The 24,256-nt window shown below is 34.6% G+C and carries 22 protein-coding genes; 4 read left to right on the plus strand and 18 right to left on the minus strand.

All coding sequences use genetic code 11. From position 1 onward, the window contains the following. Nucleotides 1-6: 6 nt before the first annotated feature. The 15 genes from C3E88_RS12390 to C3E88_RS00855 form a co-directional block, all read right to left on the minus strand. Entirely contained in the window at nt 7-3,294 is a 3,288-nt protein-coding gene (locus C3E88_RS12390) for a UvrD-helicase domain-containing protein (RefSeq protein WP_236908148.1), read from the minus strand. Between the two features lie 2 nt (nt 3,295-3,296). Further along, nucleotides 3,297-6,374 carry a PD-(D/E)XK nuclease family protein gene (locus tag C3E88_RS00790; RefSeq protein ID WP_236908149.1) on the minus strand — a complete coding sequence of 1,026 codons (3,078 nt, stop codon included), beginning with the start codon at nt 6,372-6,374 and terminating at the stop codon, nt 3,297-3,299. 11 nt (nt 6,375-6,385) lie between these two features. Continuing rightward, nucleotides 6,386-7,285 carry an ROK family protein gene (locus C3E88_RS00795; RefSeq protein ID WP_236908150.1) on the minus strand — a complete coding sequence of 300 codons (900 nt, stop codon included), beginning with the start codon at nt 7,283-7,285 and terminating at the stop codon, nt 6,386-6,388. Between the two features lie 42 nt (nt 7,286-7,327). Then, nucleotides 7,328-8,569, minus strand: coding sequence for a beta-N-acetylhexosaminidase (gene nagZ / locus C3E88_RS00800; protein WP_236908151.1), 1,242 nt, complete (start codon nt 8,567-8,569; stop codon nt 7,328-7,330). Between the two features lie 144 nt (nt 8,570-8,713). Continuing rightward, the gene (locus tag C3E88_RS00805; RefSeq protein ID WP_236908152.1) at nt 8,714-9,700 is read right to left on the minus strand and encodes an ATP-binding cassette domain-containing protein; all 987 of its coding nucleotides are present in this window, start codon (nt 9,698-9,700) and stop codon (nt 8,714-8,716) included. Beyond that, a complete protein-coding gene (locus tag C3E88_RS00810; protein ID WP_236908153.1) occupies nt 9,687-10,742 on the minus strand; it encodes an ABC transporter ATP-binding protein in 1,056 nt (351 codons plus the stop codon). The genes C3E88_RS00805 and C3E88_RS00810 overlap by 14 nt, the downstream gene beginning before the upstream one ends. An 11-nt stretch (nt 10,743-10,753) precedes the next feature. Then, nucleotides 10,754-11,254: an ABC transporter permease gene (locus C3E88_RS00815; RefSeq protein WP_336513045.1), complete on the minus strand. Its 501-nt coding sequence runs from the start codon at nt 11,252-11,254 to the stop codon at nt 10,754-10,756. Nucleotides 11,255-11,378: 124 nt separating this feature from the next. After that, nucleotides 11,379-11,537, minus strand: coding sequence for a hypothetical protein (locus C3E88_RS00820; RefSeq protein WP_236908154.1), 159 nt, complete (start codon nt 11,535-11,537; stop codon nt 11,379-11,381). Next, nucleotides 11,527-13,380 (minus strand): sigma-54 interaction domain-containing protein, encoded by a 1,854-nt coding sequence (locus C3E88_RS00825; RefSeq protein ID WP_236908155.1) that lies wholly within the window; start codon nt 13,378-13,380, stop codon nt 11,527-11,529. The genes C3E88_RS00820 and C3E88_RS00825 overlap by 11 nt, the downstream gene beginning before the upstream one ends. A gap of 11 nt (nt 13,381-13,391) precedes the next feature. Beyond that, nucleotides 13,392-14,480 carry a dipeptide epimerase gene (locus C3E88_RS00830; RefSeq protein ID WP_236908156.1) on the minus strand — a complete coding sequence of 363 codons (1,089 nt, stop codon included), beginning with the start codon at nt 14,478-14,480 and terminating at the stop codon, nt 13,392-13,394. A 92-nt stretch (nt 14,481-14,572) separates the two neighbouring features. Further along, nucleotides 14,573-15,928, minus strand: a complete 1,356-nt coding sequence (locus C3E88_RS00835) for an SH3 domain-containing protein (RefSeq protein ID WP_236908157.1) — start codon at nt 15,926-15,928, stop codon at nt 14,573-14,575. 41 nt (nt 15,929-15,969) lie between these two features. Then, the gene (gene glsA / locus C3E88_RS00840) at nt 15,970-16,887 is read right to left on the minus strand and encodes a glutaminase A (protein ID WP_236908158.1); all 918 of its coding nucleotides are present in this window, start codon (nt 16,885-16,887) and stop codon (nt 15,970-15,972) included. A 22-nt stretch (nt 16,888-16,909) separates the two neighbouring features. Continuing rightward, nucleotides 16,910-17,092, minus strand: a complete 183-nt coding sequence (locus tag C3E88_RS00845; RefSeq protein ID WP_236908159.1) for a DUF6199 family natural product biosynthesis protein — start codon at nt 17,090-17,092, stop codon at nt 16,910-16,912. Between the two features lie 14 nt (nt 17,093-17,106). Continuing rightward, a complete protein-coding gene (locus tag C3E88_RS00850) occupies nt 17,107-18,771 on the minus strand; it encodes a nucleoside kinase (RefSeq protein WP_236908160.1) in 1,665 nt (554 codons plus the stop codon). A gap of 12 nt (nt 18,772-18,783) precedes the next feature. After that, entirely contained in the window at nt 18,784-19,764 is a 981-nt protein-coding gene (locus tag C3E88_RS00855; RefSeq protein WP_236908161.1) for an RluA family pseudouridine synthase, read from the minus strand. A 104-nt stretch (nt 19,765-19,868) separates the two neighbouring features. Here C3E88_RS00855 and C3E88_RS00860 point away from each other — a divergent pair, with 104 nt between their 5' ends. Next, nucleotides 19,869-20,348, plus strand: coding sequence for a hypothetical protein (locus C3E88_RS00860; protein WP_236908162.1), 480 nt, complete (start codon nt 19,869-19,871; stop codon nt 20,346-20,348). Between the two features lie 53 nt (nt 20,349-20,401). Here C3E88_RS00860 and C3E88_RS00865 read toward each other — a convergent pair whose 3' ends face one another. Together C3E88_RS00865 and C3E88_RS00870 are read right to left on the minus strand one after the other, a co-directional pair. Then, nucleotides 20,402-20,953 carry a DUF6648 family protein gene (locus tag C3E88_RS00865; protein ID WP_236908163.1) on the minus strand — a complete coding sequence of 184 codons (552 nt, stop codon included), beginning with the start codon at nt 20,951-20,953 and terminating at the stop codon, nt 20,402-20,404. Between the two features lie 55 nt (nt 20,954-21,008). Next, on the minus strand, nt 21,009-21,734 hold the full coding sequence (locus C3E88_RS00870; protein WP_236908164.1) for a pseudouridine synthase: 726 nt from the start codon (nt 21,732-21,734) through the stop codon (nt 21,009-21,011). Nucleotides 21,735-21,876: 142 nt separating this feature from the next. On the opposite strand from C3E88_RS00870, the gene C3E88_RS00875 reads away from it, so the two are divergent. From C3E88_RS00875 to C3E88_RS00885, 3 genes are all read left to right on the plus strand, one after another. Then, nucleotides 21,877-22,062 (plus strand): DUF1540 domain-containing protein, encoded by a 186-nt coding sequence (locus tag C3E88_RS00875; RefSeq protein ID WP_236908165.1) that lies wholly within the window; start codon nt 21,877-21,879, stop codon nt 22,060-22,062. Between the two features lie 130 nt (nt 22,063-22,192). Beyond that, the gene (locus C3E88_RS00880) at nt 22,193-23,437 is read left to right on the plus strand and encodes a DNA polymerase Y family protein (protein WP_236908166.1); all 1,245 of its coding nucleotides are present in this window, start codon (nt 22,193-22,195) and stop codon (nt 23,435-23,437) included. Between the two features lie 10 nt (nt 23,438-23,447). Further along, entirely contained in the window at nt 23,448-23,711 is a 264-nt protein-coding gene (locus C3E88_RS00885) for a hypothetical protein (RefSeq protein WP_236908167.1), read from the plus strand. A gap of 37 nt (nt 23,712-23,748) precedes the next feature. Here the strand turns inward: C3E88_RS00885 and C3E88_RS00890 are convergent, their stop codons facing one another. Then, nucleotides 23,749-24,174 carry a hypothetical protein gene (locus tag C3E88_RS00890; protein ID WP_236908168.1) on the minus strand — a complete coding sequence of 142 codons (426 nt, stop codon included), beginning with the start codon at nt 24,172-24,174 and terminating at the stop codon, nt 23,749-23,751. Between the last annotated feature and the right edge of the window lie 82 nt (nt 24,175-24,256).

Consider the following 24,256-nt stretch of genomic DNA (forward strand, 5'->3'; position numbering starts at 1 on the left):
CTCCCCCTAATCCATATTACATAATATATTGTATATGCAATTTCCACTACAATTATATTTCTTATCGTATTGCTCCACCCTATTATTATCCTTTACAAAGCGTACAAAGTTAGCAATGTTTTGGTAGTTATTGTCTAGTACAGATTGACTAATATCTATATCAACTAGCTCTCCAGTTTCTAAAAATAGTATACTGGCTCTTTCCACCTCCATACGACTTATGCTTTGAAAGGCATAAGTATATAGCTGTATCTGTGATTCATAATGTTTTATTAATTGTTCTTTTTGTTCTTTGTCTTCTACTCTATTGGTCTTAAAATCTATTATTTCAGCTTTACGGTTTTTTATATTTATTCTATCTATTATACCATGAATATAGGTATCTTCAATTTTTATATAGAAATTTTTTTCTATATAAATTTCATCATAATCCTCTTTATAGTGTTTTAAATAATTTTCTATATAGGGCATCAACTGTCCTTCCAATTCCATATCATATTGTATACCATAGGAACCTACTATATCCTTCAATAGTTTACTAGGGTCCATATTACCACGATAATGTTCGCAAAACTCATGAACTATATTCCCTCTAGTAGAAGGATCCACCTTTGTCCTTTCAGCCCCTTTGTGATAGATTGCCGGATATAGAGTCTCTATAGGAAATTTTTTGTAATACTTCATATAAAACAGTCTACTACATTGCTTAAACTCTAAATACTGGGATATGCTAAAGCTGTTAAAGTTTTTGTGATCATATCCTGGTAACTCTACCCATAGGGGAAATCTTGTGTTATCCAAAGGTTTTTTATTAAATAAACTTTTGTCTATAGCTTTTACTGTTGTATTTGCATCCTTATTGCTGTTAGTTTCACCAATGAATTCTACCTTGTCCTCATCTATTAAATCTTTTATGAGCTTTTTAAAACCTCTATTCTTCCCTTGATTACCTATTATCAGTCTTTTTTCTGCTCTGGTCATAGCGACATATAATATACGTTTGTTTTCCTCATCTTCTTTTTCTCTAATCTTTCCCTTTATACTATCGTATAGAGGAGACTTAACTCCATATTTTATTCCAATACCCTGACCCTTGTGGAACAAAATAGATGGTTGTTGGTAATTAAAGCCTCTGGCCATTTGGGGTAGTATCACTACAGGAAATTCCAATCCCTTGGATTTATGTATGGTCATCATCTTTACTACATCTGCATCTTCCGACTCTATTCTTGCTTGAGATTCGTCCTTATGTTTTAATTTCTCTATATAGTCTATAAAATCCTCTAAGGAACCTATATATTCCCTATCAAATTCTCGAGCAATTTCTATAAATTTATATACATTAGATATAGCTTGTTTGCCCCCTTGTTGCAATAGCAATGTTTCCATAAAGTGGGTATGATCTAACAATTCCTTTAGTAGAGGCTGGACTCCATATAGATCTTTTTTCATCATAAGTCTATCCAATAGCCCTTTTACAACTATTATCTTTGCCTTTTCATCATCTTCTATATAGGGGATATCCTTAGTGAAAGTGTCTAACAAACTATGTTCCCTATATCTCAATAGCCAATACAAAGTACTATCGGAAAGGCCAACCATAGGACTTCTCAAAAAACCTAAAATAGCTATGGTATCATATCGATTAGATATGGCTTTTAATCCATTTAATATATCTATTATCTCTTGGCTTTGATAGAAGCCCTTGCCTCCAATATTATAATAGGGTATTCCATATTCCCTTAATGCTTCTTCATATATATGATCTACTGTTGAAGCCCTAAATAATAAGGCAAAATCTCCATATTTGAACTTTTTTTCTTCCACCAATTCCTTTATTCTACCAGCTATCAATCTACTTTCATAATAGGTGTTGTATTGGCTATCGGTGATATTAGGTGGAGTTTCCAAGTTCTCTTTTTCTAATATTTCCACATCGATTTTGTTTCCCGACACATGATGATGGGTTAAGGCATCATATCTATTTCCCATTATTTTTTCAAATAAGGAGTTTACCATATTCAAAATGGTATCTAAGGTTCTGAAGTTTTTATCCAAGGTAATAGGTTTTTGATTGGATACTTTTTCTATGTCCTCCATTACATCGTAGAACACCTCTAGGTCTGCTCCTCTGAAACCATAGATGGATTGTTTAGGATCCCCTACTATAAATAGATTAGAACGATCCAACAAGCTATCTTTAGAGCAGAGTCTATAAAATATATTCTTTTGTAGCTCGTTAGTATCTTGAAATTCATCTACCATTATGTATCTAAACTTGTCTTGGTATTCTCTCCTTATGGATTCATTCTCTAAAAGTTTTAAGGTTAATATCTGCAAATCGTCATAGTCTAGAGCTGCTAATTCCTCTTTTCTACTAGTGTATTCCTCATCTATTCGTATGGATAGATCCATCAACCCTTCGTAGGCCCACCTGTATTTTACTTCCCTTACCATGAGCATTTGGTCTATAGTAGCTTTTAACTCTTCTATCCTATCCTTTTCCTTAGTATTGGTGCCTATATTGTCATATAGATACTCTAATATAGGCAATAACTCATCTTCTTTATATTGATCATTATAAAATTTAATCCATATATCATCTTCTTGGAGTTTATATATCTTGGAGTTCTTTCTAGAGACCCCCATTAGGTATATGAAATTATCTTTGATATAGGATATATTATCTAAATCTATTTTGAGACTGTCAATGGTGTTAAGGGTCATAGCCTTCACCTGTTGGAAGGAATAACCAACGGTCCGTATATTGTAATATAGGCTTTTTATTTCTATTACTATTTTATTCAAATCGTCCTTATCAAATAATCTAACTAGATTATATATATTTTCATCTTCCTCGATATGTTTTAGCAATAATCTTAATATGACCTCCTCTAGTAGTTGGTCACCCTCTTCATCGTCCAAAACAGTAAACATAGGGTCAATGCCTAGTTCTAAAGCATTGTCCCTTAAAATACTTCCACAAAAGCTATGGATAGTAGATATATTGGCTTTTTCCATATCATTATAATATCTTCTCCACTTTTCATCTTGAGGGATTCTACTCTTTATCTCCTGTCTAATTCTCTCCTTCATCTCCTGAGTGGCTTTTTTGGTGAAGGTTATGGCTACTATGGATTCTATTTCTTTTCCCCTTTCTAGTTTTCCATTTTCCAATATATAAATATATCTTTCCGTCAACACTTTGGTTTTGCCTGTACCAGCCCCTGCATTGACGGATACATTTTTATCTATAGTTTGTATAGCTAGATCTTGAGCACGAGTATTTTTCACGATTACACCTCCAAGGACTCTTTATATCTACATATGTCCCTATATATACAATAAGGGGAACATTCCATAGGATTTACGGAGAAATCCCCGCTATGGATGGCATCTATATAACGCCCTATGGATTGTTTGGTCTCCTCCAATAATGCCTCTAGCTCCTCCCTCGTTATTGCCCCTTTATTACTTTTGCTTACCAGATGCTTTTCTTCTACATTGCCAATTTTCAATTGGAATTCTCCTTTGGAAATTATGCCATACATAGCTGCTACAACATCTTTTCCTTCTTGGGACATTATATATACTGGTAGCTGTAGGGACAAGCCTGATATCATATGATCTATATCTTTAAGACCATAGTCCGTATTCTTATAATCGATTATTACGTATTTGTCTTCGCCTACATACTTATCTATTCTATCTATTTTGCCAGTAAGAAATATTTCCATATCCTCTGCATATATGCTAAAACTTTTATTCCTTCCAAAATCCACTTCAAAATCCATAGGTAAGATCTTCTTCTTGTATTTAGACAATCGGTCTATATCCGCCTTTATCAAATTCACTATCCTATGGGCATTGTTTTCAATTCTTATTTTCCAAAGCTTAGTTTTTGTTTCAATTCCTATGGCCTTCATGTTTTCCTCTATCTTATCAAATATATAATCATAAGTGTCTTCTACAAAAAACTCTCTCTCCCCAAATATGTGACCTTCTATTTTATCTTTATGATGATAGTAGTATTCCTTCAATACCTGATGAGTAACTATCCCTCTATCTAAGGGAGAAAAATCCAAAAGTTCCCTTTCCATCTCTTCTACTACTAGTATATTGTTTAATAAAAACATATAAGGACATTTACCATAGTTCTCTAAATAACTGATGGAATACACTTTATCCTTATGGATATTTTCTATATCCTTCAAAATAGGTTTGCTGCCTATGTTTCCACTATATTGGTTAAATTCTTCCTTATCCCTTTCTAGTTCACATAATATCTTTTTATTTATCTCTTTAAGGAACTTTTCATCTATCTGATTGAACATGTATATCAAATCTTCGTCGTATTCCCCTTCGTAGTAACTATGTAGTAGGTATTTTAGTATATCCTCCTTTGTAGTCAGTTGAATAGGATTAGTCTTCAATAGATAATCCATATCTACATCTATCCATATTATCCTTTCATCATCTATTAGGCCTAGCATCTCATCTAAAAACATGGAGGGGATATCCTTTTCATCTCCTACAGAGTTTTCCGAATAGGATAGATATAAGTTATGATTACAGCTGGCAAGGGCTGTGGTAAATACTAGTGATTCCTTGTCCAATTTTTCATAGTAGTTTTTTACATCTAATCCTATGGATTTTAGATCCCTGTAGTTTTCTTCTTTAAAGAAGAAGTTTTCGTCCTGAAGATTGGGATACTTTCCTTGGGATAAACCTACTATAAACAATACTTGAAATTTCTGTCCCCTGGCAGTAACAGGAGTTAATATTTTTACTCCTTCACTGTTGCCCTGAATATCCGTTATACTTTCCTCTTCTAAATAACTCTCCATAAGTTCTATGAACTGTTCGAGGGAAATTTCGTAGGGTAATATTTGGGTTATACCCTCTAGACTATTTAACAGCTGTATTAGTTTGTTAAGGGCAGCAAAGTCCCTGTGGAGCAGCTCATAATCCCTTGTTTGATTATATATATTTAATATGCTCTCTTCTATATTACTGCTGGTTACTAGGTTTTGTACCACTGCTATATATTCTCCCAAACTAGCTTTCTCAGGAACTAGTCTTCCTTCTTCTTCTATACAATCTACTATCTCCTCTATGGTAGAACCATAGAAGGATGCCATCAACTGAGGGCTCTCTTTAATATCATCTAAAGTATTAAAGGAGGTTTTTCTCAATATATATTCGATGGCTTCTCGTTCCTCATCATCACAAATACTTATATAATTGCTCTTTATTCGGTTGATAATATTTTGTATATCCTTGGGATTATCCTTTAATTTCAACACATAAAGCAGTTCCTTTATAAGGGGAATTTCCATCAAATTCATGTCCCTGTTTAGAGTACAGGGGATTTTTTCCTCTTGGAATACTTGAAACATGGTATTCTTGTAGCCTTGGGAGTCCGCCAGTATAATACCTATATCCTTTAACTCTACTCCTTCAACATAGTGTTTTTTTATCTCCTCAGCTATCCTTTTCATCTCTAAATAGCTATTGGCAGCTCTTATTATATGGACATCCTCCTCAAATTTAATCCCTCTATTCCTTTTGCTAAAAGCTTGGTTTGCCATCTGTTCATACAAAGATAATTCTTCCCCATGAACCAATTGGATTTTAAATCCTAACTCATCCAATATATTTAAGGTTTTCTCTAGGGTTTGAAAGTTTTCATCCCTATTGAAGGGCATATTGATGTATATGGGAATAGAGGTATTAGCTATTTCCTTTAACAGCTCCAACTCTTGAGGCCTAAAATCGAAAAACTGATCGATTACTATAAAATCCAATCCATCAAAAAAGCTATTATCTTCCTTTAGTAATTCTAGGCTTTTAAAAAAACTCTCTTCCCGATCTATCAATCCATGGTCTTTTAGCCTTTGTTCATATACTTTGTAGACCAGACCTATTTCCCTATAGAAGGGGGATTTAGGACATCTGGATAGATATGTTTCTGGAGTGATTAAGGATCTCTTTATTTCTCCTATTATATTGGAGAGGATCTTAACAAATCCCTTTTTATCGAATATGTTTTTGTAGTATATGAGCCTATCCTCTTCCCTTAACTCCTTTAATATATTAGATAGAAGAATTTCTTTTGTCTCTCCATCTATATGGGTATAGAAATCCCTCTTTAGCAGCCTGTCCACTATATCATCAAAGGTAAATAAATTGATATCAAAGGTTTGTCCCACCTGTTCTATCATATCTTTTCTATATTTAGTCAATAGATTGCCATTAGGTAGTATATAATAGAATTTTTGTCCCTTATTCTTCTCTAAATAATCTAAAGCTTTATGGTACAATTCATCTTGTTTTAAATTGTTATAAGGTCCTAAATAAACTATTCTATCCATAGTGTTCACTCCTATATATTATCAAAGGCTACTTTAGCCGCTCCTATCATCCCAGAATCGTTGAGATATTTAGCCGGTAGAATCACCGTTCCATCTGGATTATTACAATTTTTATTGTAGTATTCTAGCATTTCATCCCACCAGTATTCCCTAGAATTTATGACACCTCCGCCGAGGATTATTCCTTCTGGATCAAATATATTTTTAATGCTTATTAGATACATGCCTAAATCCTTGATATACTTTTCTACAGCTTCTTTTGCCTTTTCATCCTCTTGAGAATTTTTAAATATTTCCTTACCCTTTAGTCTTTTGCCGGTCATATCATAATAGGTTTTTTCAATGGCATTGCCGGAGACGTATTGCTCTACACAGCCTTTTTGACCGCAATTACACTGTCTGCCATTAGGATATAGAATTACATGGCCCAGTTCTGCCCCTTGATAGTTTTTACCATACCATATGCCTGCTTTTTGGGAGTATATGCCACCTCCTACACCTGTGCCTAAGGTTAACATCACGAAGCTATGTAAACCTTTAGCTGCTCCTAGCCATTCTTCACATATGGCAGCTACATTGGCATCATTTTCTACAAAAATAGGTATATCTTTAAATTCCTTAGACAGTTCTTCTCTTATCTTGGTATAAGCCCAGCCTTCTATATTGCCTCCTATAGATAGAACCTTGCCTTCCCTTACATCTATAAAGCCTGGAGAACCTAAACCAATGGCATCTACTTTTTCGCCTTTCATTAGCTCTTCTATGACTTCCGATATCCTATTTAATACCACTTGTCTTCCTTGATGAGCCTGGGAATCCCTAGAAGCTCTTTTCAATATCTCACCCTTTTCATCAATAATACCACCATATATGCTAGTACCACCTAGATCTATGCCTATTGCTTTTTTCATATGAATATCTCCCTTCTATCAATAATATTAATTGGACCTATTTTATTTAAATTCTTTTATCTTATCTAATAACAACTGTGTATCATGGTTTATGGATTGTATATCTTCCGAATCTACGATTTCGTCAGAAATATTATATTTATCCTTAAGTTTCAAGATCCTATATAGCTTTTCGTCTAATGCTTCTTCTCTAATATTTCCCCTTTCTACTTCCTCTTTGATCCTTTGGATTACCTTAATTGGTTCATCATGTCCATGACATATAAGTAGGATATCCCCACCGGCTTTTAAATAGCTTACAGCTGCATCTTCTATTTCATAGTTCTTGGCTATAGCCCCCATGGTCATATCGTCTGAGATGACCACACCATCAAAAAATAGTTTTTCCCTTAATATATCGGTTATTATCTTTTTAGATAAGGTTGCAGGGTAGGTATCATCTATTTGGGGAAACATTATATGGCCTATCATTACCCCATCTACTCCTGCTTCTATTCCCCTGGTAAAAGGAATTAATTCCAAATGTTCTATCTGTGTTAACCCTTTATCTACTATAGGTATATTGATATGGGAATCTGCAGATGTATCTCCATGGCCTGGAAAATGCTTTATGATGGGTATTATGTTTTCGGAGTTAATACCATTCATCACTTGGATTCCAGTATTACTTACTATATCAACGGTGGCCCCAAAGGCTCTATCTCCTATTACTGGATTTTGAGGATTGGAGTTTACATCCATCACTGGCGCAAAGTTCATATTGAAACCTATGGATTTAATCCTTCTACCTAATATTTTACCATATTGGAAAGAAATATTTTTATCATTTATATCCCCTATTTTCTTCGCCGTTGGTAATTTTAAAAATGGATAGGGTAGTCTACGGACTCTCCCTCCTTCTTCATCTATGGATAAAAACAAGGGTATAGGATTGGTTTTGTTGGTATCCTTTAGGGTATTCAATAATTCAGTTGTCTGTTCAACGCTAGATATATTCTCCCTAAATAGTATAAATCCTCCTATATGATATTTTTTTATCATAGTCTCTACCCGTTCATCTATTGATGTGCCATTAAACCCAATTATCAACAATTGACCAATTTTTTCATCTAAGGTCATAGAGTTTATTAACTCTACTATCTCGTCTATATCTTCAGTTTCTTCTCCTAGCTCATCGTCAACTTGATTAGAGTTGTTATCTATGATTTCCTCCTGAGATTTTGTACAACTAGATAGAACTAGCATCAAACCTAGTATTATTAATATGTAAAATTTATTGTTCATAGACCCTCTTTCCTTTCCATCATTAATCCAATTTTAATATAGTTTGTCCTTTGTTTCAACATTCATACCAAATAAAAAAACAGGGGTCAATTAAGATCACCCTGTTTAAATTTTAAATACATTAGCTATTTCTTTTAACCCTTCCTATAATCCTGATGTTCTTGGTTTAAAATATTTATTACAACTCCCCCCTGCTAATCTATTCATATATTCTTCCATTTCCTCCTCATTGGCCAATACAAAGTGCCCTGGCTCTATTTCTATCCACTTTGCTGGATCCTTCCTATAATTATGACAGTTTGGATCATATACTTCCAGAGTTTTTTTCTTTTCTTTAATAGGATCGGGTATAGGGATAGCTGATAGTAGGGCTCTAGTATAGGGGTGCAATGGATTTTCAAATAGTTTGTCCGTTTCAGCTAATTCTACTATTTTGCCCTTATGGATTACTGCCAGTCTATCGGTAATAAATCTCACTACCGATAGGTCATGGGCGATAAACAAATAGGTTAGATTCTTTTCCTTTTGAAGCTCCGATAGCAGGTTTAACACTTGGGCCCGTATGGATACGTCTAAGGCAGAAATAGGCTCATCAGCGATGATAAACTCCGGTTCCATTACCAAGGCCCTAGCAATGCCTATTCTTTGCCTCTGACCTCCAGAGAATTCGTGGGGGAAGCGGGAAACAAATTCTGGTAACAACCCTACATCCAATAGGGCTTTTTCTACTTTGGACTTCCTTTCTTCTTCATTTTTGTAGTTTTTTATATTGTATAATCCTTCAGATACAATATAGTCTACCTTAGCTCTTTCGTTTAATGAGGCCATAGGATCTTGAAATATCATCTGAATTTTTCTAGTCAATTGTTTGTCTAGTTCCTTGCTAATCTTTCCATTTATCTTCTGTCCTTTATAGAAAATTTCGCCACTAGCAGTTTCGTTTATACGGGCAATAGCTCTACCAATAGTAGTTTTGCCTGATCCTGATTCCCCTACTAATCCAAAGGTTTCTCCTTTGTATATATGGAAAGATACACCGTCTACAGCAACAAATTTGTCCTTTCTTTTCTTGCCAAATTCCACCCGTAAGTTTTTTACTTCTAATAGAATTTCCTTTCTAAAGTCCTTCATCTCCACCCTCCCTCCATTGTCGACGTAAATTAGCTATAAAATCAGGGGGATCTACCTTTGGTGCCCTAGGATCTAATAGCCAAGTTTTAGCTTTGTGGGTAGGGCTTACTTGAAAATAGGGAGGTCTTTTAATAAAATCTATTTTCAATGCCTTTTTATTACGTGGAGCAAAGGCATCACCTTTGATTTCATTAAACAGATTTGGCGGTGTACCCTTTATGGCATACAATAGTTCACCTTTAACCCCTAGTTGAGGCAAAGAAGAAAGCAATGCCCATGTGTAGGGATGTTGAGGATTGTAAAACACTTCTTCAGAAGTCCCAATTTCTATGATATCTCCTGCATACATTACTGCAATTCTATCTGCAATATTGGCTACCACCCCCAAATCATGAGTGATGTATATGGTGGTTAGATTGTACTTTTTCTGTAATTCTTTCAATAGATTTAATATTTGAGCCTGAATAGTAACATCTAAAGCAGTAGTAGGTTCATCACAGATGAGTATCTTAGGCTTACAGGCAATGGCGATAGCTATTACTACCCTTTGTCTCATGCCTCCTGAAAATTCATGGGGATATTGGTAGTACCGTTTTTCAGCCTCTGGTATGCCTACATCTTCTAGCATTTGAAGAGTGACTTCTTTTGCCTTATCTCCCTTTAAACCTTGATGGAGTATTACCGCTTCTTCCACTTGACTCCCTATGGTCTTTAATGGGTTTAAGGAGGTCATAGGCTCTTGAAATACCATAGCAAATTCTTTACCTCGAAGGTTTATCCAATCATCTTCTACCTCATAGGTAGCAAGATCCTCTCCTTTATATATTATGCTTCCAGAATCAATCCAACCATTGGTATCTAGTAATCCCATGAAGCTTTTAACAAGGACGGATTTACCAGCCCCAGATTCCCCTACAATAGCTAGGCTTTCACCTTCATATAGGTCTAAAGAGGCTTCTCTGATGGCAGTTAATATATTCCCTCGTAAATTAAATTTAATGACTAAATTTTTTACGGATAGTATGACCTTATCTCTTTTCATATATATCCCTCCTAGACATGATTTCTTGGATCCGCTGCATCAGCAAATACATTACCTATTACATAGAAGGATATGGTGATAAGAGAAAGTACAATAGCTGGAAATATCAATTGATAGCGTAATGCTGGCACCATCATAACATGTCTACCTTCATTGATTAGGTTTCCTAAGGATGGAATACTGGTAGGAAGACCTAATCCAATATAAGTTAGAAATACTTCAGAACCTATGGCAGCTGGAATAGCTAAGGCCATTCTTAACATTATAACGGAAACCAAATAGGGAAGTAAATTTCTAAATATGATCCTTCTAGTAGGGGTTCCTAAACATCTGGAGGCTAAATTGTATTCCCTGTCCCTTATGATGACTATTTGATTCCTAACAAATCTGGCCATGCCTAACCATCCTGTCATGCACATGGCAAATATCATAGTGGATACGCTAGGTTTCATGATATAGGTTAATAGTATAAGGACTATGGTAGTAGGAATATTGTTGATTACGATGTGTATTCCTGAATTGCAGCTATATTTTCTCCAGAGGTTTTTTTACCTCCTGAACATCCAGTCATAAGTACTAACAATGCCATCATCAAAGCTATTAGTCTTTTCACATTATCCCTCCTCAATATATTATCTAGATATAAACAACTAACCCCTTTCCAAAAAATCTCTTTTCCATTGAAGTAGTTTTAACCATTGACAAAATATTCTGATAATTTATGCTGCCTAGGGCCTCCCAGCCCCTCTGTTCAGAATCTTTCCCAATATCCGTATTCATTCTATTATATTTCATATCTCCTTATTTTTTCATAGAGGGTAGTCTTGCTAATATCTAAAGCTTTCATGGTTTTTTTCTTGTCCCCATCATAATGATCTAAGGCTCTTTGAATCAATTTCTTTTCATAGTTCTGAACAGCTTCTTTTAATGGAGTTATTCCCTTAAAATTAGTTTCTTCCTGACCCACATCTATGGCTATATGTTTGGATAATATAGCCTTGCCTTCCGATAGATTAATAGCCCTTTCTAATATGTTTTCTAACTCCCTTATATTACCTGGCCAATCATATTTAGTAAGTAGGTTCATAGCTTCTGCAGATATTCTCTTATCTTCGCCTCCCACTTCCCTACATATTCTAGGCAATATTTCATCCACTAATAGGTGAATATCTTCTATTCTCTCCCTTAGGGGAGGTATCCATATGGGAAACACATTGATCCTATAGTATAGGTCTTCTCGGAATCTTCCTTCTAACATTTCCTCCTCTAAATTTTTGTTGGTTGCGGCAATGACCCTAATATCTACTTGTACCTTTTCCATTCCTCCTACCCTATAGAAAGACTTATCTTGAAGAACTTGCAATAATTTCACCTGTAAATTAGGTGGGATGTCTCCAATTTCATCTAGAAATATGGTTCCTCCATTGGCCATTTCAAAGTATCCTATTTTTCCTTCCTTCCTAGCACCAGTAAATGCTCCTCTTTCATATCCAAATAGTTCTGATTCCAAAAGGGTACCAGGTATAGCTCCACAGTTTACATGTATAAAAGGCTTGTCTTTAAATCTGCTATTTTGGTGAATTGATTTTGCTAATACGGTTTTTCCTGTGCCGCTTTCTCCTAGTATTAATACGGTAGAATTTGTCTTAGAGGCTTTTAGGGCTAGCTTTTTCACATGGTTTATCTCTCTGCTCTCCCCTAATATATTAGGAAAAGCTTTTTCTAAAACCTCTTCTTCTTTTAGTTGCCCTTCCATCCTTTCCAAATCCAAAAGAGCTTCGTCCCTTTCGCTGATTATTCTTTTTATTTCCGATATATCTTCTACTTTTAGTGCAGCACCTATCCTCTTTCCATCCTTATCTACAGCCATCAAGGTGCACATGGTAGGAAATCCATTTATCTCCTTAAATTGGTCTATATAGCTGATATTTTCACCTTTGGCCACCCTATAGAATTCATTGATAGTAGTACTGCCTGGATGGATTTCAAATATATTTTTGCCTATAACGTTTAATACTTCCGTGTTTTCCCCCTTGGCTCTATATTGACCGCCTTTCAATATATCATTTATGCTTTCGCCCCTAGCCGTATAGCCTTGGGCTTGGTAAAATTTCATCTTCTTAGTTCTTCCGTCTATTAATACCATATGGCCTATAGCATTTATATAGTTCATGGAAAATTTTTCACCATCTACTTCAATGGTAACTATCTTGTTGACAAAATCTATACTCACTCCTACATTAATTCCTAGATAATTGGTATTTAGTTTAAAAGTATCTTCTATATTCTCCTTTTTTAAGTATTTATATATAGGAGGAACTCCAGGTTGATGAAGCAATCCTACAGCTATTAGGGCATCACCTTTTTGTATGTTTTCATCTTCTATTCCCAAACATTTTAGAGATGTGGAGTCTAAATTTCCATCGTCTCGACCCAAGGAATTGTCTCCAACTATAACAATATCTCCTTTTTTGATTTGACCTTTGCCATGACTTATCTGTTGGTTGTGGGATATACCAAAAATATCCTTGGCTTTATCATTATATATCTGGATGATTCCATCCTTATCTATGACAATGAAACCCTCGGACATCATATTGGTAAATAGTTTTGTAAAGTATTCAGAATTATAAATCACCTAATCACCCTTTAGTCGTATATTACATCTTCCAGTTCGTCGAATCCAAAACCTGGCCTATCCTCCAGCTTTATCTTATATTCCTGGTATATAGCACCTCCCTCAATAGGGTCTTCTGCTAATAGATTGGGACTATCTAGATCGAATTTGGTTATATTCTTCTTACCTCCTGCTAGATGGGTAGCTGCCGTCAACCCAATTTTGCTTTCCATCATACAGCCAATCATACATTCTACCTGGAAGATCTCCGCTATGTGACATATTTTTAAAGCATTGTGTATTCCTCCAGTTTTCATCAACTTTATATTTACCATGTCTGCCGCTCTATTTTGTATTATATTTATTGCATCCAAAGGCGAAAAACAACTTTCATCAGCAAGTATAAGGGTATTTACATTGTCCCTTACAAATTTTAAACCCTTTAGATCCTTGGCTTTAACCGGTTGTTCTACAAGTTCTATATCCAGATCTAAATCCTCCATATGTCTTATGACCATTACCGCTTCCTTAGGAGTCCAACCTTGATTGGCGTCGATTCTAATCTGTCTATCATATCCAACAGCTTTTCGTATAGCCTTTAGCCTTTCTAAGTCCTTTCTCCAATCCTTGCCTACTTTTATCTTCAAGGTTTCATAGCCTTTCTCAATGGCCTCTAGACTGTCTTCTACCATCTCTTCCGGTTCATTGACACTTATGGTTATATCCGTAGTTATTTCATTTCTAAAGCCACCTAATAACTTGTAAACCGGTATATTATATAACTGGCCATACAAATCATATAGTGCCATATCTACTGCTGCTTTAGGGCTTGAATTGTTTACTAGGGAATTGTCCAGTATATACATTAGCTCTTCGAAATTTTCTATGGATCTATTCGTTATATTGGGGCCTATATGCTCCATTATAGCCCATTTAATAGAACCCATAATATCTCCTGTAATAACAGGCGTAATGGCAGCTTCACCATAACCAATATGGCCTGTGTCCGTTGTAATCTTTACCACTACATTTTCTAATACCTCTACCTCCCTCAAAGCAGTTTTGAAGGGTTTTTTTAATGGGATGCTGATTTCACCTACCTGTACATCTTTAATTTTCATGATAAACTCCACCTCTATTAATATATTAATAAGATTATACCACTAAGATTCAATTTATCCTAGTATAATATTAAAGCACTGCTGTATATCCCCTAGGGGATATACTCCTTTGCTAAATATACCATCTCAATATAGGTTTTTTCTGATGAGGCTTTAATGTCTACAGGGGTTACAGCGGTTTTCATAACTGAAATATATTCTAAGCCTCCTTCTGTTTCCTCGTAATAGCCAGCAAACTGATGTATCATATAGTGTTTGCCTTCATGCTGACCTAAATATAGCATAGTATGGCCTGGCATGTATAGTATGCTAGCTGGAGGCAATGTCTCTAAAGCTTCCAATCCTTCGCCAAGGGTTCTCATAGAGCTAAAGTCATATAGCTTGCCTATATTATTTTTTCCTTGGTCTATGGTATTTCTAGGTAACATAATTCCGAAGCTTCTGTGAATATCCATGATGAAAGCTGAGCAGTCCCTGGTGTTGTTCATACCACCCCACCCGTATTCTTCGTCTTTAAATTTGAAGGCTTGTAGTAGTATGTTCTCTTTAGTATAAGGTAGATAACCTTGATGGAGGCTATTAGATTTCGCCAATTCCTTTTCTATAAAAAATAAATTGTCTTTATCTCCTTTTTTAGGGATCAATATCCTATAGCTGTTATCCCCTTCATCTATTAATGGTATTCGAACTCCCATATCATACAATGTATCGTCTATGGATATCTGCCTGTCTATAACCATTAGAAAATCCTGGCTATGGGTTAGATGAAATATTTCATCCCTGTCTCCTAGAGCCACATCCTCTTTAGGTATCCAACCTATATAATTGTACGTTCTGCCAAAATACCATAGTCCATCTCTACTTTCCCAGTATAGGATCAAGGGTTCCCAAGGATAGATGGCTGTTTCCATAAATCTATCAAATTGATAATCGTCTTTTTTGTTATAGGAGGTTTCAAAGGTAGGAAAGGTTCTTATCATGGTCCTATTTATAGCAATGCCATATTGAATATGAACCCTGTCCTCAATGGAATCTAAATTCATATTGGATATTAGATGGTTGTAGAAATCCTTATCCATTAAATTTCCATTGGAATCATACCTTTCCTCCTTAGGTACTTTGCTCAGGCTTTGTATTAGTGATAGGATATCCTCCTTATCTGCGCTGGCTTCATGTTCTCTTAAATCCATCAGGGATTCCTCTTTTTGAAAGCTCCTTTTGTTATATTCTTCTATATCTGTGGAATTCATTAGTAGCTGGTCTTTGGGCTGGATCTTGCTGATCCAAAATTCCCCATCTTCAAGGGTTAAAGTTCTTTCATCTATGGGAATATTCATCTCCTCCTCTTCATTATTTTCTTTGAGATATTCCTTAGGTTGGGTTTTTAGTAGATATATAGCTATAATTAAAAGCACTATAATGGCTATTAGTTTGTACTTGGTTTTCAATCCCATCACCTCATACGGCTTGTATTTTGGAGAAAAACTATTTACAGAAAAATACTTAAGCCTAGCTCCTGGGAAAAGCTTTTGAGTATTCCATAGCCAGCTATGGAATTGCCATATTTGTCTAGGGCAGGCCCATATACCCCTATGCCATATTTATTAGGTACTGATGCCAATATACCTCCTGCTACACCAGATTTAGATGGTATGCCTACCTCTAAGGCGTATTGTCCACTAAAATCATACATGCCACTGGTGGTCATTACAGCCATTACTATGGCTGTTATTTCCTTTGGGCATAGTTGTTCATCTCTATTGATAATTTTACATTTGTTTGCAAAGAAGGCGCCTATTCTAGCTAAATGGATACAATCTACTTCTATGGAACATTGTTTGAAATAGATATCTAATATCTCCTCTACATCCCCTTCTATTAGCCCTTTATCTTTTAACAAATAAGCTATAGCCCTGTTTTTATTGCCGGTCTTTTTTTCCGATAGATATACCTCCTTGTTATAGGATATACTTTCGTCCTCAGTAATATATCTAATTAGGTTTAACAACCTAATAAATTTTTCATCTCCTTGCCCCTTTATCAAAGATGTCGTGACTATCGCTCCAGCATTTATCATGGGATTAGAGGGTTTTTCTCCTTCATATAAATCCAATTTGTAGAAGGAATTAAAGGGTTCGTCGGTAGGTTCCACGCCTACTTTTTCAAACACCCTATCTTTTCCCCGATCCATGATAGCTAACATCAAGGATATGACCTTTGATATACTCTGGATGGTAAACTTTTTAGTATAATCTCCACTATGGTAGATATCTCCCTCCATATTCATAATGCAAATCCCAATGTCATTGGGATTTGCATTGGATAGGGCTGGTATATAATCGGCCACTTTTCCATACTGAACTAAATATCTATTTTCCTCTATTAATCTATCTAATATATTCTCCATATAATAGCCCCCTTTTTTTCTACTAGTCCCCTATACACAAGGCTACTAACATGAATAACAATATTATTATAGAGATAGCCCTTGTATAATATAAATATGCATCAGATGGTTCTACATTTTTATACTTCCAACCTTCGCCTATTTTCCATGCAATTTTAGGATTGATTATATTGACTATTAATAATAAAATTAACAGTATTTTCATTGTCCTGTCCCTTATCAGTGAATATCAAAATAAGTGCCGCCTACAAACTCTCTTAAAATAGAATTAGGTGGAATTATCTTTTCATCTTCTATATCCATAAAATAGTTTAAAAACCTCAATAGCCTTTTAGATTCTGAATAGTATATACTGCTGTTGTCTACCGCCTTTAGTAGAGGTACTGCATGCTTTTTCAGTACTGATAATTCATAAACTAAGGCTGAATCAAACATGACATCTGCTTCCTCCTGATAGGGGAATATGTTTTTTTCTTCCCCCTTAGTAACCCCTTCCCATAGCTCAAAGGTTCTAAATACATCGTTTCCTCTAAACATATTGTCTCTTACCATTCTTCTTATAAGTCTAGTATCGGTGGTGGAAATCCTATTGTGGGCATCGATATTTAATTGGGTTAGAGCAGATATATATATTTTAAATTTGTTCTTTTCTGGAATGTAGGTAGCTAGTCTAGGATTTAATCCATGGATTCCCTCTACTATTATGGGATGATCTTTATCTACCTTTATTTTTATACCTGACATTTCAGATTTTCCAGCTATAAAGTTGAACTTAGGTAGTTCTATTTCTGCTCCTTCTAATAATTTGACTAGGTCTTCGTTGAAACGCTCTAGATCTATGGCTTCTAAGGCTTCAAAATCGTATTCACCCTTTTCATCTAGAGGAGTTAGTTCTCTATCGACGAAATAATCATCTACTGATATGGATATTGGTCTTTTTCCATTAACCTTTAGGTGAACAGCTAATCTTTGGGCAAAAGTGGTCTTCCCTGAAGAAGAAGGCCCAGCTATTAATATCATATTTATATCGTCATCTCGGCAAATCATATCGGCTATTTGACCGATTTTTTTCTCGTGTAAGGCTTCTGATACCCTTATTACTTCATTGATATCTCCATTGTATATCTTCTCGTTTAGCGAACCTACATAGGCCAAATCCAATATATCTGCCCATTCGGTAGCTTGTTTAAATACCTTGCCTAGTTTTTTCTGCTCTTTGAATTCCGGTAGCTTGTTTTGGCTCTTTCTAGTTGGAAATAGTATGATAATACCTGGATAGTAATACTTTAAGTCAAATACATCTACATAGCCTGTAGAAGGAGCCAAGTATCCATAAAAACCGTCTACATGGTCTCCAATTCTATATATTTGTATTTTTTCCCTATCTAAAGTATTGTACAATCTTATCTTGTCCTCATGACCATGTTCCTGAAATAAGGTCATACCTTCTTCATAGGGTACCTTTTCCCTTATAATGGGTAGATCCCTTTGGACTATTTCTTTCATCTTGGATTTTATCAACTCTATTTCGCTAAAGTTTATGGATTTGTCCTTTTCCAATTCTGCATACAATCCCTTGCCTAAAGAATGTTCTATTTTAGCTGTACAATCAGGAAATATTTCCTTACAAGCCATTATGAATACGGCGGAGATAGTCCTTATATAGATTCTATGTCCATCCTTATCGCTACTATCCAAAAACTTTATATACATATCCTCTTGTACCTTTTTCCTCATGTGATATATTTCGTTGTTTATCCTTGCTCCCAGGTATCTTTTATAATCTTTTCCGTAAACTTCTTTAGATAGTTCCTTTAATGTGGTATCCTTTTGGGCATATACTTCTCCTATGCCTTCTACATAGACTTTTATCTTCTTTCCCATATTGAATTCCCCCTATTCTTGTTTCATTTGAAATAGCTCTTTTTCAATTTTATTAAACTTTTTATCAGACTTTCCTATGAACTGTCTGTTGTTCAAATAATTTAAAGACTCATCTAATCCATGGAATACTACCTTATAGCTATGGAGAAATTGGCTTTCTAGCCCATATTTTTCCCTGAAGTATCTGTTTGTCTTTCTATCTCCATATTTTACATCCCCTATAACTGGGTGTCCTATAGAGCTTAAATGTGCTCTAATTTGATGGGTTCTCCCAGTGATCAATTGTATTTCCAATAAGCTATATTCCTTAGAATTAGCTATGGGTACTATTCTAGTGATGATTTTTTTAGAGCCTTCTATATTGTCTTTTAAGACTTTTACCTTGTTTAATTCTTCATCCTTTACCAGATATCCTTCTAATATTATTTCTTTATTGACAACCCCTTTAACTATGGTCTTGTAATATCTATGGATTTCCTCCTTTTTTATTCCTTCGTTTATCATTCTTAGGGCCTCGTAGTTCTTTGCCCCTATGATGATGCCACTAGTGTTTCTGTCTAGGCGATTACAAATAGATGGAGTAAAGGTCTTTTCAATTCTTGGATTGTATTCCCCTTTTACATGGAGGTAATGGATCATGCTGTCCACTATATTGTTTCCATAGTCCTTATTAGCTGAATGGGATAGTATACCTACTGGCTTGTTTATTAATATTGTATTATCATCTTCATATATTATATTAGGAATTAATGGACTATTTATTATCTCGTCTTTTCCCTTGAATTTTTCTATGGTTTCATCAGCAAGATACAATTGAATAATATCCCCTTCTGTTATCATAGTATCTGGATTAGCCTTTTTGCCATTTAGCTTAATATTCTTTTTCCTAAGCATTTTGTATATAAAGCTCTGAGGCGCTTGGGAAAAATATTTTTTTAAAAATCTATCTAACCTTTGCTCTGCTTCATTTTTACCAATAATTAACTCTCTCAAACTTTTATCACCTTTTCTATATTCTTGTGTTATAATTATATTATACAATAAATAAAATTCAAAACCCTAATTTCGTGAAAAGCCATTTAAAGAGGTGAATTTTTATGAAAAATTTTTTTGAAGGATTGAAAGATATTCTATACGATGGTATAGATTACATAATGATGGTTCTAGTAATTGTGATAGTTGCTTTGATTATCAATTGGAGATTAGGCGGACTGTTTACTAAGGATAGTATGGGTGCATCTTCTTCAAAATCTGAAGGACAAGCTACTAATAGGGGTTCTAGCCTTGTTGAGGATAGTAAGACAAACCAGGAAAAGCCAGAAGATACCTGGGAAAACGAAGATGAGAAAGATCCAAAGGATAAAAATTCAGGTACAATAGTTAAGATTAGTATACCTGCTGGCTCATTGCCATCTAAGATCGGAAGCATTCTAGAGGATAGTGGCCTAGTCGAGGACAAAAATGCCTTTGTTCAAAAAGCTATTGATTTAAATTTAGAAACCAAGTTAAAGTATGGAGACTTTGAGATACCTAAAGATAGCTCTATGGAGAAAATACTAGAGATACTTACTAAATAAAAAACTCTTTTCTGGTTTGTATTGTTGCCAGAAAAGAGTTTTCTCTTTTATAATCAATATCTTTCGTTTATATAACCATCTATTAAGGACTTCTTCTTTCCTTCGATGAATACTCCCTCTTCCCTTAGGATCCTCAATAGCCAATAGCTCTTAGAATGAAATATGGCCTCCTTATAATCCAATAGTACTATTTCATATAATTTGTCCCTTAAAAATTTCGACTCTACTTTTATGAAATAAGCTTCTACATTTTGAAATTCTAAATGTCTTAGCAATTGTAATGTAGCCTTATCTTTTTCATGATAATAATGATTGCCCATGTTTTTATAGTAGGTATAATATTTATCATGTTTTCCTGATCTTCTAATATCCTTAGCTAACATAGTATAATATTTTGCCAACACGTTGAAATATTGATAATTGTACATCCCCTTTTCATAACTATCGATTTTAGTAAAAGGTTTTATATCCATCTCTTGTACAAAGTCAAAGTTAGATTCTAAAAACTCCTTTTTCGAAATATCCCCGTTGCTATATTGAATGATAAGGGAGCTTCTATTCTCAAAAAATGTATCAAATATACCCTTACTTTTATAATACGCCAATTATAACACCCTATCTAAATATAATTTTATATTTAATTAAATTATATCATAAACTTTAAGTTTTTTCTTTCAGTAATTTGATTTCCTCTTCTGTTAATTCCCTATATTCACCTGGATTTAGGGTCTCATCTAGTTTTAGTGGCCCCATAGATATTCTCTTTAGATATACTACTTTCATATTGAGGGCTTCAAACATCCTCTTTACCTGATGATATTTTCCTTCCTTAATGGATAGTTTAACTTTAGAATACATGTTAGATTCAAGTATTTCCAATGTTGATGGTAAAGTCTTGTATCCATCGTCTAATATAATTCCCTGTTGAAAGTATGCCTTGTGCTTTTCCTCTACAAAACCGTGAACTTCTGCATAATAGGTTTTTTTCACTTCCTTTTTAGGGGATAAAAGTTCATGGGCAAGTTTGCCATCATTGGTAAGTAGCAATAAGCCTTCCGTATCCTTATCTAGCCTTCCAGCAGGGAAGGGATTGAATATAATATATTCCTCATCTATTATGTCTAGCACCGTTCTATTGACTGGATCATCTGTAGATGAAACTAAGCCTTTTGGCTTGTTCATCATTAGATAAATATATTCCCTATAGAGTACTCTATATCCATCAAGAGTAACTATGTCTTCGTACGGATCTAGTTTGAAATCCTTTTTATTGATAATGTGGCTATTTACCTCAACTCTGCCCTCTTTTATAATCTTCTGTACATCTTTCCTGCTACCGTATCCCATGTTGGAAAGTATCTTGTCTAATCTCTCTTTTTTACTCATATAATTCTCCTTTTCCCTTTATATATTATATTCTATACTATTTTTAAAATTATTAAAATAACCCATCGTATAATTTTATTAAAAGAACACAAAATAGTTATAGGTATTAGCAATAGTCTTAATATATAAGGAGGGAAAAATTATGCATAAGGATAATAACAAAGAACCTCTTGATGGTGTAAAATGCATAGTGAATACTTGTCACTATCATTTACTAGAGGACCAATGTGGAGCTCATAAGATTGAAATTCAACCAAGGAATGCCTCAACTACTGAAGAAACCGATTGTGCTACTTTTAGGCCCCATGACTCAGGTATGGAAGGGTAAAGTAAATAGATGTTTAGATAAGCAGAGGAACCTTATCCAAATAAGGTTCCTCTGCTTTTTTAATAAAAATATTAAAATCCTATTTACACAAAACATATGTTCTGTTATAATGATCCTAGGAGGGATATTTGTGAAACATAGGATTATATTTCATATAGATGTTAATTCTGCCTATGTCTCTTGGGAGGCAGCATATGGGTTACAGCAAGGAAAAAGGGTGGACTTAAGGGATATACCTTCAATAGTAGGAGGAGATGAATCAAAACGACATGGTATAGTACTGGCTAAATCCATACCTGCAAAAGAATATAAAATTTTGACGGGAGAAAGTATCTATTCAGCTAGACAAAAATGTCCTAATCTAACCATTGTACCCCCGAATTATGAGTTATATATCAAGGCCAGTAGCAGTATGGTAGATTTACTGAAAGAATACTCTCCTTATATACAAAGGTATTCTATCGATGAAGTGTTTATGGACTATTCTTATATTGATGGAGAGGATTTTTTGGATACTGCTTATGAAATCAAGGATAGAATTAAAAGGGAATTGGGTTTTACAGTAAATATAGGTATAGGTCCCAATAAACTATTAGCAAAAATGGCTTCTGATTTTAAAAAACCTGATAGAATCCATACCTTATTTTATTATGAAATAGAAGATAAAATGTGGCCATTGCCAATAGAGGAATTGTTTATGGTAGGGGCTAGAACCAAAACCAAGCTAAATAAAAGGGGAGTATTTACCATAGGAGAGTTGGCTAAACTGGATAGAGAATATATGTATTCTTGGCTTAAAAAACCAGGCTTGACTCTATGGGAATATGCCAATGGAATAGAGGATTCCCCTGTGAGGAATTGTCCGCCTCCTGTTAAATCCATAGGTAATTCAACTACTACTTCCTATGATGTAGATAACAAAGAGGAATGCTATATGTTCCTATTAGGTTTGTCAGAGATGGTAGGGATGAGACTTAGGGATATAGAACAAAGGGGAAGAGTGATTTCTGTATCCTTAAAAAATGATCAATTTCATTCCTATTCCCATCAAATAAAATTGGATACGCCTACGGATTCTACCAATATTATATATAGGGTTTCAAAAAAACTATTTGATGCAATGTGGAATGGAGAAGCTATAAGGCGTTTTTCTATAAGCATATCTGAACTTTCTTCTAATGAGTTCTGCCAGCTATCCTTGCTAGAGGATTATGATGAAAGGGAGGAAATATTGGATCAAACCATAGATAGTATAAGGTATCGATATGGATATAATTCTGTGATTCGCTCTTGTTTTCTACATTCTGGTATAAATCCTATTATCGGTGGTGTAGTTGCAGAAAAGGATTATCCTATGATGTCTAGTATCTTTTAGGAGGGATATCATGAAGATATTGATGAAGCCAATAGAGATGATCGCTTGGTTTACCACAGAGAAAAAACCAATCCCCCTTAGGTATAGGCTTGTGGATGAAAATGATACATACAAGGTGATAAAAGTAGATCGTATATTGTTTGCCGAGGAAGAGAAGATTGCAGGTAATAGGATGATCCTATATAGATGCCAAAGTATAATACACAATACTCAAAAAATATATGAATTGAAATATGAAATAGATACCTGCAAATGGTTCCTTTTTAAAATTTAATATATAGGACCAAGAAGATAGGCAGGATTACCCTGCCTTATTCTACTCCTAGTTCTATACAGTTGTCCTTTAAACCCTCTGGCATATCTTCTAGCATATATTCCACATTGATATAAAATTCCGTTTCAAACTTCTCCGATATCAATTCTAGATCCCCTTTAAGCTTTTCTAAGTCCTGGATTTCTAAAGGTATAACCTTGTATATGCTATCTACATATATCTTTTTTACATCGTAATCCCTGCCTATTATTCCACACAAAAAGCCATAGAAAGATTCAATATTTTTTATATTGAACTCCATGGCATTAATAAGTCTTACAGCATAATTAAGACTAAATATATGATTATCGTCTACATCGATAAAGATGATGTTTCCATTACCTTCCTTAATATCCTCGTTGGCTTTATCTATTAGCCATTTAGTTTTTCCACTGCCCTTTGGGCCTAATATAAATTTGACCATATAAACCACCTCCACTTTTATTTATATGACTCTATATTATATTATTCTACATTATTTTTCATTTTCCTCTTTTTTTTGAGTA

Source organism: Clostridium sp. Cult3, from assembly GCF_021655115.1.
Taxonomy (GTDB): Bacteria; Bacillota; Clostridia; order Tissierellales; family Tepidimicrobiaceae; genus PPXY01.